13 protein-coding genes are annotated in these 17,460 nt (G+C 70.3%); 8 read left to right on the top strand and 5 right to left on the bottom strand.

Going from position 1 to position 17,460, the window contains the following annotated elements; genetic code table 11:
- Positions 1-78 precede the first annotated feature (78 nt).
- The 4 genes from HHAL_RS05475 (at position 79) to HHAL_RS05460 (ending at position 4,715) form a co-directional block, all read left to right on the top strand.
- Positions 79-1,083 (top strand): YhdH/YhfP family quinone oxidoreductase, encoded by a 1,005-nt coding sequence (locus HHAL_RS05475; RefSeq protein ID WP_011813872.1) that lies wholly within the window; start codon positions 79-81, stop codon positions 1,081-1,083.
- Between the two features lie 61 nt (positions 1,084-1,144).
- On the top strand, positions 1,145-2,050 hold the full coding sequence (gene prpB, locus HHAL_RS05470; protein ID WP_011813871.1) for a methylisocitrate lyase: 906 nt from the start codon (positions 1,145-1,147) through the stop codon (positions 2,048-2,050).
- Positions 2,047-3,168: a bifunctional 2-methylcitrate synthase/citrate synthase gene (gene prpC, locus HHAL_RS05465; protein ID WP_011813870.1), complete on the top strand. Its 1,122-nt coding sequence runs from the start codon at positions 2,047-2,049 to the stop codon at positions 3,166-3,168. The genes prpB and prpC overlap by 4 nt, the downstream gene beginning before the upstream one ends.
- Positions 3,169-3,269: 101 nt before the next feature.
- Complete coding sequence (locus tag HHAL_RS05460) at positions 3,270-4,715, top strand: bifunctional 2-methylcitrate dehydratase/aconitate hydratase (RefSeq protein WP_011813869.1); 1,446 nt, start codon at positions 3,270-3,272, stop codon at positions 4,713-4,715.
- A 58-nt stretch (positions 4,716-4,773) separates the two neighbouring features.
- Here HHAL_RS05460 and HHAL_RS05455 read toward each other — a convergent pair whose 3' ends face one another.
- Both HHAL_RS05455 and HHAL_RS05450 read right to left on the bottom strand, forming a co-directional pair.
- On the bottom strand, positions 4,774-5,130 hold the full coding sequence (locus HHAL_RS05455; RefSeq protein WP_011813868.1) for a hypothetical protein: 357 nt from the start codon (positions 5,128-5,130) through the stop codon (positions 4,774-4,776).
- A 184-nt stretch (positions 5,131-5,314) separates the two neighbouring features.
- The gene (locus tag HHAL_RS05450; RefSeq protein WP_011813867.1) at positions 5,315-6,091 is read right to left on the bottom strand and encodes a class I SAM-dependent methyltransferase; all 777 of its coding nucleotides are present in this window, start codon (positions 6,089-6,091) and stop codon (positions 5,315-5,317) included.
- Between the two features lie 118 nt (positions 6,092-6,209).
- On the opposite strand from HHAL_RS05450, the gene HHAL_RS05445 reads away from it, so the two are divergent.
- Genes HHAL_RS05445 through HHAL_RS05435 form a run of 3 tightly spaced genes read left to right on the top strand, consistent with a single transcriptional unit; the run spans position 6,210 to position 10,042 of the window.
- The gene (locus HHAL_RS05445; RefSeq protein WP_011813866.1) at positions 6,210-7,646 is read left to right on the top strand and encodes an aminotransferase-like domain-containing protein; all 1,437 of its coding nucleotides are present in this window, start codon (positions 6,210-6,212) and stop codon (positions 7,644-7,646) included.
- 53 nt (positions 7,647-7,699) lie between these two features.
- Positions 7,700-9,361, top strand: a complete 1,662-nt coding sequence (locus tag HHAL_RS05440) for an ABC-ATPase domain-containing protein (RefSeq protein ID WP_011813865.1) — start codon at positions 7,700-7,702, stop codon at positions 9,359-9,361.
- 33 nt (positions 9,362-9,394) lie between these two features.
- On the top strand, positions 9,395-10,042 hold the full coding sequence (locus tag HHAL_RS05435) for an SDR family oxidoreductase (RefSeq protein WP_011813864.1): 648 nt from the start codon (positions 9,395-9,397) through the stop codon (positions 10,040-10,042).
- Positions 10,043-10,052: 10 nt separating this feature from the next.
- Here the strand turns inward: HHAL_RS05435 and HHAL_RS05430 are convergent, their stop codons facing one another.
- The 3 genes from HHAL_RS05430 to HHAL_RS05420 are packed head-to-tail and all read right to left on the bottom strand — an operon-like array spanning position 10,053 to position 15,231.
- A complete protein-coding gene (locus tag HHAL_RS05430; protein ID WP_011813863.1) occupies positions 10,053-10,244 on the bottom strand; it encodes a YgaP family membrane protein in 192 nt (63 codons plus the stop codon).
- Between the two features lie 53 nt (positions 10,245-10,297).
- Positions 10,298-13,795: an FAD-dependent oxidoreductase gene (locus tag HHAL_RS05425; RefSeq protein ID WP_011813862.1), complete on the bottom strand. Its 3,498-nt coding sequence runs from the start codon at positions 13,793-13,795 to the stop codon at positions 10,298-10,300.
- On the bottom strand, positions 13,792-15,231 hold the full coding sequence (locus HHAL_RS05420) for a DUF4139 domain-containing protein (RefSeq protein WP_041595066.1): 1,440 nt from the start codon (positions 15,229-15,231) through the stop codon (positions 13,792-13,794). Before HHAL_RS05420 ends, HHAL_RS05425 begins: the two co-directional genes overlap by 4 nt.
- A gap of 76 nt (positions 15,232-15,307) precedes the next feature.
- Between HHAL_RS05420 and HHAL_RS05415 the strand changes: the two genes are divergently transcribed.
- Complete coding sequence (locus HHAL_RS05415) at positions 15,308-17,383, top strand: TonB-dependent receptor family protein (RefSeq protein ID WP_011813860.1); 2,076 nt, start codon at positions 15,308-15,310, stop codon at positions 17,381-17,383.
- Positions 17,384-17,460 lie beyond the last annotated feature (77 nt).

Raw genomic sequence — 17,460 nt, 5'->3', positions numbered from 1 at the left:
TTTTGTCAAAAATAGGATTTGGGAAGCAGTAAAACGCTGTTGTAGACTCGCTGAGCGGGCTGTCAGAGGTGACCCAGAATGCAAAATTTCCAGGCGTGGCGCGTGTCGGAAGCCGGCAAGGAGGATCAGGGTGGGGTTGTGACCCTCGGCGGCGACGATCTGCCGGCCGGCGATGTCCTGATCCGGGTGGCCTACTCCTCACTGAACTACAAAGACGCCCTGGCCGTTACGGGCCAGGGCAAGATCCTGCGTCGTTTCCCCATGACCCCGGGGATCGACGCCGCTGGCGTCGTGGCGGCCAGCGACAGCGCGGACGTGGTCCCCGGGGATCGGGTCCTGGTCACCGGCTGCGGGCTGGGCGAGGTCCACGACGGGGGGTTCGCCGAGTACGTGCGGGTCCCTGCCGACTGGGTCGTGCCGGTCCCGGCGGAAGTCACCGTCCGTGAGGCGATGGCGCTCGGCACCGCGGGTTTCACTGCAGCCCTGGCGCTGATCCGCATGGAGGCGGCCGGGCAGACCCCGGCGTTGGGCGACGTGGTGGTGACCGGGGCATCGGGCGGTGTCGGCAGTATCGCCGTGGACCTGTTCAGCAATGCCGGCTACCGGGTGATTGCGGTCTCCGGTAAGGAGCCGGCCGCGGCGTACCTGCGCGGGCTGGGGGCTGCCGAGGTGGTGGCCCCGGACGCCATCGGGCTCAGCGAGCGCCCGCTGGACCGGGCCCGCTTTGGCGGCGTGGTCGACACGGTGGGTGGCCCGCTGCTGGCCGGCCTCCTGCCCCAGGTCGAGGAGTACGGCAACGTCGCGGCCATCGGTCTGGCCGGGGGCGTCAAGCTGGAGACCACCGTCATGCCCTGGATCCTGCGCGGCGTCAGCCTCCTCGGGATCAGCTCGGCCAACTGCCCGCGGGGGCTCCGCCTGGAGGGCTGGCGGCGCCTGGGCGACGACCTGCGCCCCCGCGACCCCGAAGGTTATATCACCCGCGAGGTGGCGCTGGAGCAGTTGCGGGACGCCGCCGAGGCGGTGCTTGCCAGGCAGGTCACCGGCCGGACCCTGGTCCGGGTCGGCGGCGATACGGTCGCCTGATCCCGATCGCCTGATCCGAGCGATCCGCTGAATCCGATCACCACACGGAGCGAACAGAAACATGACAGAGCAGTCATCCGCCGGGCGGCGGTTCCGCGACGCGGTCGCGGACGAACGCCCGCTGCAAGTGGTGGGGGCCATCAATGCCTACTCGGCACTGCTTGCCGAGCGGGCCGGGTTCCGGGCGCTGTATGTCTCGGGGGCGGGGGTGGCCAATGCCTCCTACGGTCTGCCGGATCTGGGGATCACTCAGCTGGCGGACGTCGTCGAGGATGTGCGGCGCATCACCGACGCGACCCGTACCCCGGTGCTGGTGGATATCGACACCGGCTTCGGCGGGGCCTTCAGTGTGGCCCGCACCGTCCGGGAGCTGACGCGAGCCGGGGCGGCCGCGGTGCACATCGAGGATCAGGTCCAGGCCAAGCGCTGTGGGCACCGCCCGGGCAAGGAACTGGTCTCCACCGCCGAGATGGTCGACCGGGTGAAGGCGGCGGTGGATGCCCGTACGGACCCCGAGCTGGTGGTCATGGCGCGGACCGATGCCCGGGCCTCCGAGGGGCTCGAGGCGGCCGTGGAGCGCGCTGAGGCCTATGTGGAGGCCGGCGCCGATATGGTCTTCGCCGAGGCCATGCACAGTCTGGACGATATCCGCGCCTTCACCGACCGCGTGCCGGTGCCGGTGCTGGCCAACATCACCGAGTTCGGCAAGACCCCGTACTTTACGGTGGAGGAGTTGCGCGAGGCGGGTGCGGGCCTGGTCCTGTATCCGCTGTCGGCCTTCCGTGCCATGAGCCGGGCCGCTGAAGCGGTCTACGGTGCCATCCGTGCTGACGGTACCCAGGAGCGGGTGCTCGATCGCATGCAAACGCGCGAGGAACTCTACGAGGTACTCGGTTATCACGACTACGAGCGCAAGCTCGATGAGCTCTTCGGGCGCGACGGACGAACAGGAGGAGGACAGCGATGACGGGTAAGAAGACGGGTGCCGGGCTGCGCGGCCAATCCGCCGGGGAGACGGCGCTGTGTACGGTGGGGCAGGAGGGGACCGGCCTGACCTATCGCGGCTACGATGTCCGCGACCTGGCGGCGCAGTGCGAGTTCGAGGAGGTGGCCTACCTGCTGCTTTACGGCGAGTTGCCGGACCGCGCCGGGCTCGATGCCTACAAGCGCCGCCTGTCGGGCATGCGCGAGCTGCCCCCGGCGGTCAAGGCGGTGCTCGAACAGATCCCCCGGGACGCCCACCCCATGGACGTGATGCGGACCGGCTGCTCCATGCTCGGTACCCTGGAGACCGAGACCGACTTCGCGCAGCAGGCCGACGTCGCCGATCGTCTGCTGGCGGTCTTCCCGTCGATCATCACCTACTGGTACCGCTACAGCCACGACGGCGTGCGGATCGACACCGACAGCGATGAGGATTCGATCGGCGGCCACTTCCTCTACCTGCTCCGCGGCGAGCGCCCCAACGAGCTGCACAAGGACGTGATGCACGTCTCGCTGATCCTCTACGCGGAGCACGAGTTCAACGCCTCCACGTTCGCCGCGCGGGTCTGCGCCTCCACGTTGTCCGACATGCACTCGGCGATCACCGGCGCCATCGGGACCCTGCGCGGCCCGCTCCACGGCGGCGCCAACGAGGCGGCGATGGAGATGCTCGAGCAGTGGTCGAGCCCCGAGGAAGCGCGGCGCGAGCTCTCCGGGATGCTCGAGCGCAAGGAGAAGGTGATGGGCTTCGGCCATGCCGTCTATACCGAGGTCGACCCGCGCAACGCCGTGATCAAGGAGTGGTCCCGGGAACTCGCCGAGGAGGTGGGGGACGACACCCTGTTCCCGGTCTCCGAGGCCGTGGAGCAGATGATGTGGGACGAGAAGGGCCTGTTCGCCAATGCCGACTTCTACCACGCCTCCGCCTACCGCTTCATGGGGATCCCCACCAAGCTGTTTACGCCGATCTTCGTGATGTCCCGGCACAGCGGGTGGGCCGCCCACGTCATGGAGCAGCGGGCGAAGAACCGCATCATCCGCCCGAGCGCCGACTACACCGGCCACACCCTGCGGACGGTGCCGCCGATCGATCGCCGTTAATGCCGCCGGTTCGTGACCCGCGGTCGCCGTTGCCCGCGACGGCCGGCCCACTGCGACCGCGAAGCGATCAACTTGTAACTGGTTCTTAAGGAAGCTTGCCCATGTCCGGAGACATCCGCAGCGCCCAGCGCCCCGACCCCGATGCCGAGCTGGTGGCCATCGCCGACTACGTCAGCGGGACCGCCATCGACTCCGCCGAGGCCTACCAGACCGCCCGCCACTGCCTGATGGACAGCCTCGCCTGCGCCATGATGGCGCTCGACTACCCGGCCTGTACCAAACTGCTCGGCCCCATCGTCCCGGGGGCCGAGATGCGCGACGGGGTGGTGGTGCCGGGCACCGCCCATCGGCTCGATCCCGTGCAGGGGGCGTTCAATATCGGCGCGCTGATCCGCTGGCTGGACTTCAACGATACCTGGCTGGCGGCGGAGTGGGGCCACCCTTCGGATAACCTCGGTGGCATCCTGGCGGCGGCCGATTACGAGAGCCGTCGGCGCCTGGCGCTGGGTCAGACACCGCTGACCATGCGCGAGGTGCTGACTGCGGCCATCAAGGCCCACGAGATCCAGGGCGTGCTGGCGCTGGAGAACAGCTTCAACCGTGTCGGCCTCGACCACGTCCTCCTGGTGCGACTGGCGACCACCGCGGTGGCCACGCAGCTGCTCGGCGGCAGCCGCGAGGACATCATCAACGCCGTCTCCAACGCCTGGATCGACGGCGGCGCCCTGCGGACCTATCGCCACGCCCCGAACACCGGCTCGCGCAAGAGCTGGGCCGCCGGGGACGCCTCGGCCCGCGGGGTCCGGCTGGCGCTGATGAGCCTCACCGGCGAGATGGGCTACCCGTCGGCACTCACCGCCCAGGGGTGGGGCTTCCAGGACGTGCTCTTCCGCGGGGAACCGATCCGCCGCTCCCAGGCGTACGCCAGTTACGTCATGGAGCACGTGCTGTTCAAGATCTCCTTCCCCGCCGAGTTCCACGCTCAGACCGCGGTGGAGGCGGCCCTGCAGCTGCACGCCGAGGTGGCGCCTCGACTCGACGAGGTCGACCGGGTGGTCATCGAGACCCAGGAGGCGGGGGTGCGGATCATCGACAAGACCGGCCCGCTGAACAATCCTGCCGACCGCGACCACTGTCTCCAGTACATGGTGGCGGTGCCGCTGATCTTCGGCCGCCTGACCGCCGCCGACTACGAGGATGCGGTGGCGGCCGACCCGCGTATCGACGCCCTGCGCGAGCGCATGGAGGTCTCCGAGAACGAGGCCTTCTCCCGGGACTACATGGACCCGGAGAAGCGCTCCATCGGGAACGCCGTGCAGGTCTTCTTCAAGGATGGCTCCAAGACCGAGCGCATCGCCGTGGAGTACCCCATCGGCCACCGGCGTCGCCGTGACGAGGGGATCCCGGTGCTGGAGGAGAAGTTCCGCAACGCCCTGGCGGCGCGGTTCGCCCCGCGGCAGGCTGGCGCCATCGAGGCGGCACTGTCCGACCAGGCGGGTCTGGAACAGATGCCGGTCCACGCCTTTATGGATCTGTGGCGGGCCTGACCCGCCGGTCGCCGCCCCCCCCCCCCCCCGGCGGGCACGACGCCCGCCGGGGGGGGGGTCAGAGATCGAAGAAGCCGCCGAAATCGTCGAATAGCCCGCCGTCGTCAGCGCCGACGTCGCCCTCCATGGCGGCGGGGCTGAGGCCGAGATCGCCCGGGCTGACGCCCATATCCTCAGCGACGGCCGCGAAGGCCCGCTGCATCTCGGCGTTGAGGGTCATCCCGGCGAGTAGGGTGCCCAGGTAGGCACCGCCGCCGACGGCGGCCGCAGTGCCCAGCAGCCCGGGCCCACGCCCGCCCCGCCCCGAGCGGGCCTGACTGGCCTCCATCAGGTGCAGCCGATTGATCAGCTCCCGATCCCCCGACTCCAGGATCGTGCGCCGCGCCTCTTCTGCTCGCTTCTGTCGCCGATTCATGATCCACCTCCTCTCCCGTCCCCGGGGGGGGACCGCCATGATTGGAAGCTATGCGCCCGGAGTGCGGGCTTCAAGGCAGCCGCGGTGCGGTTATGCACTGGTGGCGGAGGGTGGGCAAAAAAAACGCGGCCCCTGGTCGAGGGGCCGCGTCGTCCTGCCCGTGCGCCTGGGGCGCCGGGTGGCCTCAGGACTCCAGCGGGCGGTAGGCCACCTGCTGGATGAAGTCCACGTCGTTGCGGTAGTACGGCTTCTGCAGATCGCCGTAGCGCTCGACGTTGATGAAGCCGGCGTCCTCGAGCAGGTGCGTCAGGTAGTCCTGGCGCAGCGGGTACATCTTCAGCTGGAAGGTGGCTCCGTCGGCAAAGACGTACTGGAAGCGCGCCATGGTGCGGTGTAACTCGGCCGGGCCGACATCCACGCCCTCACCCGTGTAGCAGTAGGTGTGCTTGGAGCTGTAGCCGTTGTCGAGCATGTCGTCGTAGTTGCGCTGATCGATGATCAGCATCCCGCCCGGACGCAGCACGCGGTACATCGCCAGCAGTGCGGTGCGGCGATCCTCGTGGTCGAACAGGTGGGTGAAGGAGTTGCCTAGGCACACCGCAGCGTCGTACTGCTCCGTGCCCATGACCTGGTCGAGCTCCAGCCAATCGACCGCCCGGCTGTCGGCGAACTTGACGCCGTACTTCTCGGCGTTCTCGCGGGCCTTGATCAGCATGTTCTCGGAGCCGTCGACGGCGGTCACGTCGAAGCCGGCCTTGGCCAGAGAGACAGCGTTGACACCGGTTCCGGTCGCCAGGTCGATGACCTTCTTGGCGCCGTGGGCGCCCACCAAGCGGTTGTAGAAAGCGCCTTCGCGGGCCAGGCGGGTCTCCCAACCCACCAGGTCGTCCCAGTAGTCGGCAAAACCGGGGGTATACTGCTCGTACTGCCAGCCTGCTTCGGCGTTAAGGGCCTGCGACATTATTCCATTCCTGCGTTGCTTCTCGGGATCGACGACTATCATCACTGTAATCGACGGCCCGATACAGAAGCAGTTTCCGACATTATGAACCGGTACAGTTGCGGTAGACTGGGTCCCCATGACTACACCACTCTACGAACGGGTGGCCGAGACGCTGGCTCATCAGATCGAGCAGGGCGTCTACGCGCCCGGGGATCGTCTGCCCGGACTGCGGCGTCTGCGCCGGCACTTCGGGGTGAGCATGGCCACCATCGTCGCCGCCTGCGAACTCCTTGAGCAGCGCGAGGTCCTCGAGGCCCGACCCCGCTCGGGGTTCTTCGTCCGCGAACGGGCGACAGCGAGCGCAGCCCCCAGCGAGCAAGTGGACGAGGTGGATGCGCCGAGTCTGGTGCTCGGCCAGGAGCGCGTCCTCGACCTGGTGCGCGCCCACCACGAGCCGGATGTGGTCTCGCTGGGGGCGGCCGCAGCGCCGGCGGCGTTCCTCCCGGCCGCGGCCATGGACCGCAGCTTCGCCCGGGTGCGTCGCCGCCAGCGCGAGCGGGTCAATGCCTACGACTTCCCGCCGGGGTGTGCCGAGCTGCGCACCCAGATCGCCCGCCGCATGGCCTACGCCGGCTGCAGCCTGTCTCCGGACGACATCGTGCTCACCGCCGGGTGCCAGGAAGCGATCACCCTGAGCCTGCGCGCCGTGGCCGAGCCCGGCGACGTGGTGGCCATCGAGTCGCCGACCTTCTACGGCATCCTTCAGGCCATCGAGTCCCAGGGCATGCAGGCCCTGGAGGTGGCCACGGACCCGCATTCCGGGATGATCCCCGAGGCGCTGGAACGGGCCCTGTCGCGTTGGTCGATCCGCGCCTGTGTGCTGATGCCCACCTTCGGCAATCCGTTGGGGCACGCCACCCCGGAGTCGCGCAAGCAGGAGCTGGTGGGGGTGCTCAGCGCCCACGGCGTGCCCTTAATCGAGGACGATGTCTACGGTGAGCTGGCCTTCGACGGTACCCGGCCGTGGGCAGCGAAGGCCTTCGACGCCCACGGCGAGGTGCTCTACTGCAGTTCCTTTTCCAAGGTCCTCGGTGCCGGGCTGCGGGTCGGCTGGGTCGCGCCGGGCCGTTACCGGGACCGCCTGGTCTATCTCAAGTACGCGACCAGTCAGGCCACTTGTACCCTGAGTTCGTTGGCGGTGGCCGACTACCTGGAGCAGGGCGGCTACGACCGCTTCCTGCGCCGGGCCCGGCGCAACTACGAGCGGCATGTGCGCTGGGTGGCCGGCCTGGTACGCCGCCACTTCCCGGAGGGCACCCGGGTGACGCGGCCGCGGGGCGGTTTCGTGGTGTGGGTGGAGCTCCCGGCCGGCTGCGATAGCCTGGAGCTGCAGCGCCGCGCCCTGGCCGAGGGAATCAGCATCGCCCCCGGTCCCGTCTTCTCGCCCACCGGCCGGTACGGACGCTGCCTGCGGCTCAACTGCGCCCAGGCCGACGTGCCGGCGACAGAGTGGGCGCTGCAGCGGCTCGGCGCCCTGGCCATCGGCGAGGATCGCGGCGACGTGCGCGGCTGAGCCGGGCCCAGGCCCTTGGCCGGGGCGGTCGGCCTCGGCTACCGTGTGCCGCCATGGAACAGCTGCAGACGCTCCTCCAGCGCCTCGACGGTCGAGGCTACAAGGCGTACAAGGACATCCAGGGCCGCCACGCGTTCCCTGGTTTCACCCTGTGCGTCGACAAGGTCCAGGCTGACCCCTTCGCCGCTCCCTCGCGGATGCGGGCCGTCGTACCGTGGCAACAGGTCGCCTTACCGGAGCCGGCCCTGGCCGGAGAGCCCCGGCGCCGCGCGGCGCGCGACTATATCGCGCGGGCCTTCGCGAACGAAGCAGACGGTGAGCAGGCGGTGCGCATCGATGCCGGCGCGCAGACGGTGCTCGATCGCAGCGCCGTGCTGTTCACCGATGCCGGGGTCGAGCTGCGCTTCACCGTTGCCTTGCCGGCCCGGGGGCGGACCATCCTCGGGCGCCAGGCCGCCGAGATCCTCTGCCGGAAGCTGCCGCGGATCGTCGCCGGGGCTACCGAGGCGCAGCGGCTGGATGCCGCCGCGCTGGAGCGCCACTGCGCGGCGGTGGAGGACCAGCACGCCCTGCGCGGACAGCTTGCCGAGCGTGGTCTGGTCGCCTTTGTCGCCGATGGGGCCGTGCTGCCGCGGCGCTCCGGCGTGGACGACCGGCCCTTGGCGGACGCCATCCCCTTCGACAGCCCCGATTCGTTGCGGGTGACGCTGGAGGCGCCGAACGCCGGCTCGATCTCCGGCATGGGGATCCCGCGCGGGATCACCCTGATTGTCGGGGGTGGCTTCCACGGCAAGTCGACCCTGCTCAACGCCCTGGAACTCGGTGTCTACGACCACAGGCCGGGGGACGGGCGTGACGGTGTGGTCAGCCTTGAGGACGCGGCCAAGATCCGCGCCGAGGATGGTCGGGCCGTGCACGCCGTGGATCTCTCCCCCTATATCGGCGAGCTCCCCTTCGGCAAGTCCACGACCGCTTTTTCTACCGATCTGGCCTCCGGCTCCACCAGCCAGGCGGCGGCCCTGCAGGAGGCGCTGGAGGCGGGCTCGCGGACCCTGCTGGTCGACGAGGACACCTCGGCCACCAACTTCATGATCCGCGATCGGCGCATGCAGGCCCTGGTAGCCCGAGACGCCGAGCCGATCACCCCGCTGGTGGATCGCATCGCCGAGCTGCGTGACCGGTACGGGGTCTCGACCCTGCTGGTGATGGGGGGCTCCGGCGACTATCTGGATAGCGCCGATACGGTGATCCAGATGCAGGACTACCGCCCGGCGGACGTCACCGCCGAGGCGCGCCGCGTGGCGACCGAGTACGCCACCGGGCGCCACGCCGAAATCCGTTCGCCGCTGTCCTGGCCGGCCATGCGGGCCGTGGACGGGCGGACGGTGCGCACCGAAACCAAGCCCGGTAAGCGCAAGGTTCAGGGCCGGGGCCGGGATACCCTCCTGGTGGGCCGCGAGGCCATCGACCTGCGCGCCGTGGAGCAGATCGCCGATGCGGCCCAGGTGCGGGCCATCGGCCTGCTGCTCGAGCGGCTCGCCGACAGCGGCCGGGTCGAGGATCCGCCGGCGTGGGTAGCCGAACTGCTGACGCGCCACTGGGCACAACTGCTGCCCCGTCCCGACGGCGATCTGGCCCGCCCGCGGACGATCGAGGTCATGGCTGCGCTCAACCGCCTGCGCGGTGTCCGTTTCAACGCCGACGGCGTAGGCTAGGTTGGAACAGGCCATCGGAGCGGAGGGCAGAGCATGCGGGTGCTGATCATCGGGGCCCACGGGCAGGTGGGACGGCGGCTGGTGGAGCGGCTCGCGCCGAGCCGTCACGAGGTGCGGGCCATGGTCCGCGACCCGGACCAGCAGCCGGCCCTGGCGGCTGCTGGGGCCACCGAGACGGTGGTGGCGGATCTGGAGCGCGACTGCAGCCAGGCGGTCCGCGGCACCAACGCCGTGGTCTTCACGGCCGGCTCGGGGCCCCATACCGGTACCGATAAGACCGAGGCGGTGGACCGCCGCGGGGCGCTGCGGATCATCGACTTGGCCGAGGCGGCCGGAGTGGATCGCTTCCTGATGGTCTCATCGATGCGCACCGAGTGTCCGGAAGAGGCCCCGGAGCGGCTGCGGCCGTATCTGGATGCCAAGCGCGAAGCCGATGAACGCCTGCGCAATACGGCCATGGACTGGACCATCCTGCGGCCGGGGCGGCTGCTCAACGAGCGGGCGCGAGGCAAGGTGAGCCTCGGTGAGGGGCTGCCCTACGGCGAGATCCCGCGGGACGACGTGGCCGCGCTGTTGGCGGCCCTGATCGACGCTGAGGCGGCGTCGCGGCGCACACTGGATGCCGTATCCGGCGAAACCGCCGTGCGCGAGGCGGTCCGCCGGCTCGGTGTTCGTTCCTGAGCGGCTCGCGCTACTTGGCGCAGGTCTTCAGACCCAGCGGGATGTAGGCCGGGCAGACCCCGACAACGGCGGTCGCCAGCGGGATCAGGCCGATCCACCCCCAGGCGGTCTGCGGACCGATGAAGGCTAGGGCGATCAGGCAGATGCCCACGATGGCACGGATGGCGCGATCCACGGTGCCCATGTTCCTGCTTACGTCCATTGCGTCTCCTCCTTGGGATCGGGTTGCGAGCCTGATATCCGGAGTATTGCATATCAATCCGCTGCCTGTCGCCGCAGCAGGCGCTCCACCCAGGCGGCGGTGAGCCGGTCGAGCAGGCGGTTCTGCTGCTGCCGTGCAGCCAGGTTACCGAGGTCGATCCAGCCCAGTGGCTGATCCTGCTCAGCGCACGAGAAGACGGCCCGGGTCCGTTCGCCGGTCTCCGGATCGAGCTGCCACTGCAGGCACTGGGCGCAGACGCCCTTGAGCATGCACTGCATGGGACTGCCTACGGTGCCGACCGCCTCCAGGTGGTCCGGAAAGTAGCCGGAAAGGCCATCGGCCAGCGCCCGCTGGAAGCCGGACAGCAGGCCGGTGCCGCCCACCACCAGGATCCGGTCGACGGCCGCCAGGGGCAGGCTCGGGCCGTCGGGGGCGATCTCGCCGTCGCCGTAGCGGCGCACCAGGTCCACCATGTCGGCGCTGATGACTGCGGTGTCCTGCGGGCGACGCGGCTCGAACGCCGGTTCGCGGGCGGTGGCCCAGACGATCTGATCGGCGCCGGCCTCAAGCTCGTCGGGGTGGTCGATCTCGGTGGCGCTGCCGAAGGCGGCGATGTAGAGCACACGGTTGCCGGCCTCACGCAGCGCGGAGCCGATGTCGTGCATGACCGCAGCCCCCCAGCGGCCGGCGACCACCATCACCGTGCGGTCTTCGGGGATCTCCGTGGGGGCGCCGGTGGGCCCCATCAGCACCAGCGGGTCGCCGGGTTGCAGGTGGGCGGCAATACGCGGGGCCGCCCCCCACTGCAACAGCATCAGGCGGATGCAGTCGCCGTCGATCCCGGTGCCGGAGACGGTCATTAGCGGGACCTGAAGCCGGGTGCCCTCGATGACCGGGCTGTGGGTCTCCAGGGTCTGCAGGCGGAAGAACTGTCCGGGGCGGAAACGCGCCGCGGCCAGTGGGGCGCGCACCCAGATCTCGGCCACGGCCGGGCTCGGCTGCTCCACCGAGACCACCCGCGGGGTCAGCCGCGCCGCCAGGTTGTCCAGGAAGGCGCGCGCCTTGCGCCCGGGCTGCATGGGCAGCCCGCCTAGGGCAGCCAGGACTTGGGGGTAGCTGCGCCGCGCGGAGGCGATGGCTTGTACCACGCTGCCGGCGAAGGTGGGGTGTGTGTCGCCGATGAACGAGACGGTACGCCCGGCCGACTGATAGGAGGTGAACGGGCCGACCTCCGGAGCCTTGCAGTGTTCGCCGGCGGCGATGGGCTGCAGCCCCTTGCGCCGATAGCCGTAGGGTCGGTAGTGGATGCCCTGCAGTTGCAGGCTGCCTGGGTACTCATGGGCGTAGATGGTGTTGGGCACGGTGCCCGCGGCGACGAAGATCGAGCGGGCAGTCAGCTCGGTCTCCCGCCCGGTGGCGTACCAGCGGCCGCCGTCGTGGCGCATGCGCCGAAAGACCACCGACTGCACGTGCTCGTGTTCGTCGAGTCGGACGTGCAGGGGTTCCAGTCCTTCGGCGTAGAGGATGCCCTCCTCCAGGGCCCGGCTCAGCTCCTCGTGGTTGCGCACGTAGGCCGGCGAGGCGGTGAGGCCCTTGCGGTAGGCGATGGTCACCCCGCCCCAGGCCTGAAGCAGTGGCGCGAACTGCGGCGCCTCGCCGGCGGCCCGGGCCCGCTCGCGTTCGGCGCGGACGGCGCGGCCGTGGGCCAGGAACTCATCGAGGATGGCCTGGTCCTCGGCCCCGAGCTCGGTCCCGAACCCGGTGCCTTCAGCGTCCAGTGCCTCGTAGTGATCGAGGACCTTTTCGACCTGGGCAATGTAGTGGGCCTGGACCTCGGTGGCGGTATCGACGGCGGTCAGTCCGCCGCCAATGACCACCGCCGGCATGCGCACCTGCAGGTTGGCGATGCTCTCGCTTTTCCCCGCGCCGGTTAACTGCAGGGCCATGAGGAAGTCGTTGGCCTGGCGCATGCCCCGGGCCAGGCTGTTGCCGACGTCCAGCACCCGCGGGTAGCCGGCCCCGGTGGCCATGCAGACGTGGTCGAAGCCCAGCGCCCAGGCATCCTCCAGGGTGAGGGTGCCGCCCAGGCGAACGCCGCCGTGGACCGCGTAGCGCTCCCGCCGGGCCAGGGTGAGGTAGATGAGCTTGAGGAAGTTCTTGTCCCAGCGGTTGGTGATCCCGTACTCGGCGACCCCACCGAAACCGTAGAGGGTCCGGGTCTCCAGCGGTTCCCAGACCCGCGACCAGTCGCGGATGGGTCCGTCGAGCCACTCCCGGGGCAGCGGTTCGATCTTTAGCCCATCGACGGCCACCACAGTGCAGCCGGCCATGGTCAGGTGATGGGCCATGGTGAAGCCGGCGGGCCCCTGGCCGGCGATGAGCACCCGGCGGCCGTTCTCCTCGGCGGGCAGGTACTGATCGGCGCGCAAGGGGTTCCAGCGCGCCAGCAGATGGTAGAGCTCGACGCCATAGGGCAGCCCGAGCACGTCGGTAAGGGTGCGAGTCTCGATCTGCGGGATGTCCACCGGGTCCTGCTTCTGATAGATGCAGGCCTTCATGCAGTCGTTGCAGATCCGGTGGCCGGTGGCCGGGACCATGGGGTTGTCCACCATCGCCACGGCGAGTGCGGCGAGCGGGTGGCCGTCCCGGTAGAGGCGGTTCATCTCCGAGATCCGCTCCTCCAGCGGGCATCCGGTGAGCTGAACCCCCAGCGGGTCCGCCTTGTAGCCGAGTTCCGGATCGCCCTTCTTCTCCGGGAAGCCGCGGGAGCAGAAGTCGCCCTCGTGGTCGTGGCAGTAGATGCAGTAGTGGGCTTCGGCGCTGACCTGGCGTTGCGGGGCGCGGGCATCGGTGAGCTCGAAGCCATCCCGGTTGCGCCAGCGGGCACGGGGAGCGTGGAAGCGGACGGGCTGGCCCCGTGGCCCCGTCGCCTCGGACTCCAGTTCGACCAGATGGGCGTGGTCCACGCGCTGCGGAAGCCGAAAGGCCGCCCACCCGGCAACGGCCGCCTGCCCCGGCGCGGTGTGCAGGGCAGCGGCACACCAGTCCAGCAGGCGCTCCCGCTCGACCTCGGTGTCGGTCTCGGCGGCGTACTGCCCGGCCAGTCGGGCGACGGCCAGCTCCCGGTCTCGGCGGTTGAGCCCCCGGGCCTCCAGGGCCTCATCCAGCCAGGTGTCGAGCTCGGTAAACGAGGTGTAGTCGGGGATCTGGCGTCGGCGAGCGCGCTTCTGGATCCAATCCCGACGGAAGGCCATGACCTCGGCGTCCCGGGTGAGGGCGTCGCGGACGTCCTGCAGCGGCTCCTGGATGTCGAAGGCCTCGGCGAGGAACGCCTCCAGATAGGGTGCCGTGGCGATCAGCCACTCCCCCAGGTGACGGTTGCTCAGCGTCGGGCCGGCGGCGGGGTCGCGCCGGGTCCGGAGCTTCGCCGCCAGCTCCGGGGCTGCGGCCTCCAGGCGCTCCAGGAAGCGACGGTCGAGCTCCAGCAGGCCGGCGCGGTGTTGCAGGTCCGCATAGCGAAGGCCATCCAGGGCAACAGGGTCTTCGGTCATTCCTCTCGCTCCACGCGCACCCGGTATTCCAGGGTCGCCTCGTCGTCGGCCTCCAGCGCCAGATCCCAGAGCGCCCAGCGGCCCTCGGTGCGTGTCGGCTCGTGGCTGGTCTCAAGCAGCTCCCAGTCCCCGGGCAGACGCTCTTCGAGCTCGACCCGGGTGGCGGTCTCGCCGCGGTTGCGCACGCGGATTCGCCAGGCGGCCTCGAAGCCCTCGGCCTCTTCGAGCCTACGGCGCTCCTGCAGGGTGCGCTCGCCGGTCACGGTGAAGGCGGGTCCCAGATCCACCTCGACCTCGTCCCCGGCGGCGGTCCCTTGAATCCGCCCTTCGCCGACCGGCTCGGTCGCCCCGGGTGGCCCGGTGAGCAGGGTGACCCGACCGGGGGGCAGGTCGGTGCCCGCCTGCCAGCCGGCCACGCGCCGGGCCGCCGACTGCTGCGGGCGGTCCGGCTCGGCGCCGGCGTCGCCGCGCAGCCGGTGGTGGCGGTTGAAGGCCTCGGGCGTTTCACGGAACAGGTGGATGCGGTGGCTGCGGCCGGCCAGCAGGTCGTAGCGCTCGGCGGTCTGGAAGCGGGGCAGGCCGCCCACTCGGTCGGCCGTAACCGACTCGGCCTGGGCCAGGGTGCGCATGGCGTCGTCGTCGAGGCTGGCGCCGATGAAGGTCAGTTTGGCCTGGCGCAGGTCGAGGCCGGTGCCGTTGTCCACGCGGGCGTAGCCGTCCAGGCGTGCCGGCTCGTCTTCGGCGGCGTGGAGCTGGTATTCGGCACGCCAGGTGAGTCCGTCGCTACGGTAGGCCAGAGTGGCGGGGTGGGTACCGCCGCTCTCGCTGTCCACGGTCAGCTCCAGGGTGGGGGAGCCGTAGAGGTGGCCCGGCCTCTCCGGGAAGGCAAAACGCGTGTCGCCGTCCCGGGGCAGCGGGTGGACCGCCGCCTCGGTGGCGACGATGGCCTCGTCCGCATCAAAGGCGAGCAACCGGGCGCGTTCCCAGTCCCCCTGGGGGTGGGCACGGTAGCGGATCTCGCTGCCGAGGTGGTGGCGGAGGAGGGCGTCCTGGTCGAGGTCGCCGGGGGTGAACGAGGCGGCGGTGACCTGCGGACGGTGTTCGGAATCGAGGCTCACCGTACCGGCATCGAGATGTTCCGGCACGTCCGCCAGGACGAGCCGCGCCGGCCCGTCGGGGAGCCCGATCTCCCGGGTCTCGCGGAACACTGCAGCCCCCCGCAGGTAGACGCTGACCGCCAGCGCCGTGCGATCCTGTCCGTCGCTGATGACCTCACGCTCCCCTTCCGGCAGCGTACGGGTGCTGAGGGGCGGCGGCTCGAACTCCGCCGGTGCGGTCTCCGCGCCGTAGGCGGGGGTGGCCAGGGCGAAGAGCAGCATCGGGGTGGTGAGCATGGGCAGCGGGGCAGGCGTGATTGGGGTGAGCCGGCGAATCATCGGTGGTCCTGGTGCGCGGCGCAGATCAGGGTCGAATGTAGCACGCGGGCCTGGCGCCTTTCTCGGGGGACTGTGGGTGGGGTTATCGCTGGCCCTCGGTCCCACCGGTCCGGCGCTCGGCGCGGAGGCGGCGCTGCCGCCGGTGGTCGCCACCGTGCCGCGGCTCGACGTGGACCCCGACGACTACCCGGCGGCCGTCTCCGTCGTCGGCCGCGAGGCCTACGCCAGCGGCCGGCGCCTCTCCCTGGATCAGGGCCTCGATCGGGTCCCCGGCGTGCATACGCAGAACCGCTACAACGCCGCCCAGGACCTGCGCCTGTCGGTGCGCGGGTTCGGGGCCCGCTCACCCTTTGGGGTGCGCGGCATACGGGCCTTGGTCGACGACGTGCCGTACACCGTGGCCGACGGCCAGAGCCAGCTCGACGCCCTGGACCCGGCCTTTGTGGAGCAGCTGGAGGTCATCCGCGGGCCGGCCTCCGCCCTCTACGGCAACGCCGCCGGCGGTGTCTTCCGCTTCACCACCCTGGAACCCCCGGAGAGCGGCGAGTTCCTCGGCGGCGAGGTGCTCTTCGGCAGCCACGGCGAGCGGGCCCAGCGGGTCTGGGGCGGTCGTGCCGAGGAGGCCTGGCGCACGGCGGTGACCGCCTCCAACCAGGAGATGGACGGCTACCGCGACCATTCGGGCGCGGCGCAGCGCCGACTGAATATCAAGCTCGACCGCGATCTGGCCGGCGGCGAGCGGCTGCGCTTTATCGCCAACCTCCTCGATGCGCCGGAGGCTCAAGACCCCGGCGGGCTGAGCCGCGAACAGGTGCGGGACGATCGTCGGCAAGCGACGGACAACGCCGTGGACCGTGACGCCGGCGAAGAGGTGGAGCAGCAGACCGGTGCCGTGATCCTCACCGCCGAGCCGTCGGCCACCGAGTTTTGGGAGGGGCGGGCCTTCCTGCAGCGCCGGGACTTCTACCGGCGGAACCCGTTCCCGGGTGGTAATGGTGACCCAGGCGGCATTGTCACCTTTGAGCGCTACTACGGCGGCGTCGGCGGCCGTCACGTGCGGCGTACCGAGGCCGCCGGGCGCCCGGTGCAGGTGTCGGTGGGCACGGACGCCGAGTGGCAGTACGACGACCGGCAACGGTACGTGAACAACAACGGTCGTGAGGGTGAGCGGACCAACGATCAGCGGGAGCGGGCCCAGGTGGTGGCCGGCTACCTGCAGGCGGACTGGGAGGTGGCGCCGCGCTGGCGGCTGGTCGGTGGCGGGCGTCTGGACTGGACTCGGCTGAGCATCGATGATCGCGAGGCGGGGTTGGATACCGACAGTCAGACCTACACCGAGCCCAGCTACCTCGCCGGGGTGCGCTACGCCGTGGCCGAGGACCACAGCCTCTACGCCAAGGCCAGCTCCGCCTTCGAGACGCCGACGCTCTGGGAGCTGTGGGACCGGGACGCCGGGGGCATCGACGACACCATCGAGCCGCAGCAGGCGCGCTCCGTGGAGGTCGGCGTCAAGGGGCGGGCCCTGGATCGGCGGCTGCGCTACGAGCTGACCCTCTTCCAGGTGCGGACGGAGGATGAGCTGGTTCCGCAGGAGGATGCAGACGGCCCGACCCGGTATGCGAACGCCGGCGAGACTCGCCGGCGTGGCGTGGAGTTGGGGGTGGAGGCCTTCCCCACGGAGCGCCTGGAGGTGACGGCCGCCCTGGCCTACGGGCAATTTACCTTCCGGGATTTCGAGACGTCCGAGTTGGAGGGCGTATCCGGCGCCGAGGACCCCGATCAGGTTCGTGGCAACCGCATCCCCGGTGTGCCGCGGGCCCACGGCTACCTGGAGACGGCCTGGCAGGCCCCCAGCGGCTGGCGCTGGGCCGCCGATGTGCGCGCCAGCGAGGGCATCTGGGCCGACGACCGCAACACCCAGCGCAGCTCCGGCTATACGGAGGTCGGCCTCCACGCCAGCCGGACCTTCGTCACCGACGCCTACGAGGCCGAGCCCTTCTTCGGGGTGAACAACCTCTTCGACGCCACCTACGACGCCAACGTGCGCATCAACGCGGCCAACGAATCGGATAACAGTCTGGAAGACGGTGGCTACTTCGAGCCGGCCCCGGAGCGGACCATCTACGCCGGTATCCGCTTCGCGACCTACTGAAACCGCCGGCGGGAGGCGTTACCCTCGCCGGCGTTGCCGGCCTTCCGGCCCTACCTGCGCCCGCGCCGGGCCGTCCA

It is taken from the genome of Halorhodospira halophila SL1 (genome assembly GCF_000015585.1).
GTDB classification, from domain to species: Bacteria; Pseudomonadota; Gammaproteobacteria; order Nitrococcales; family Halorhodospiraceae; genus Halorhodospira; species Halorhodospira halophila.
Note: the sequence above shows the minus strand (reverse complement) of the source record. Positions and strands in the feature narration are given on the sequence as shown.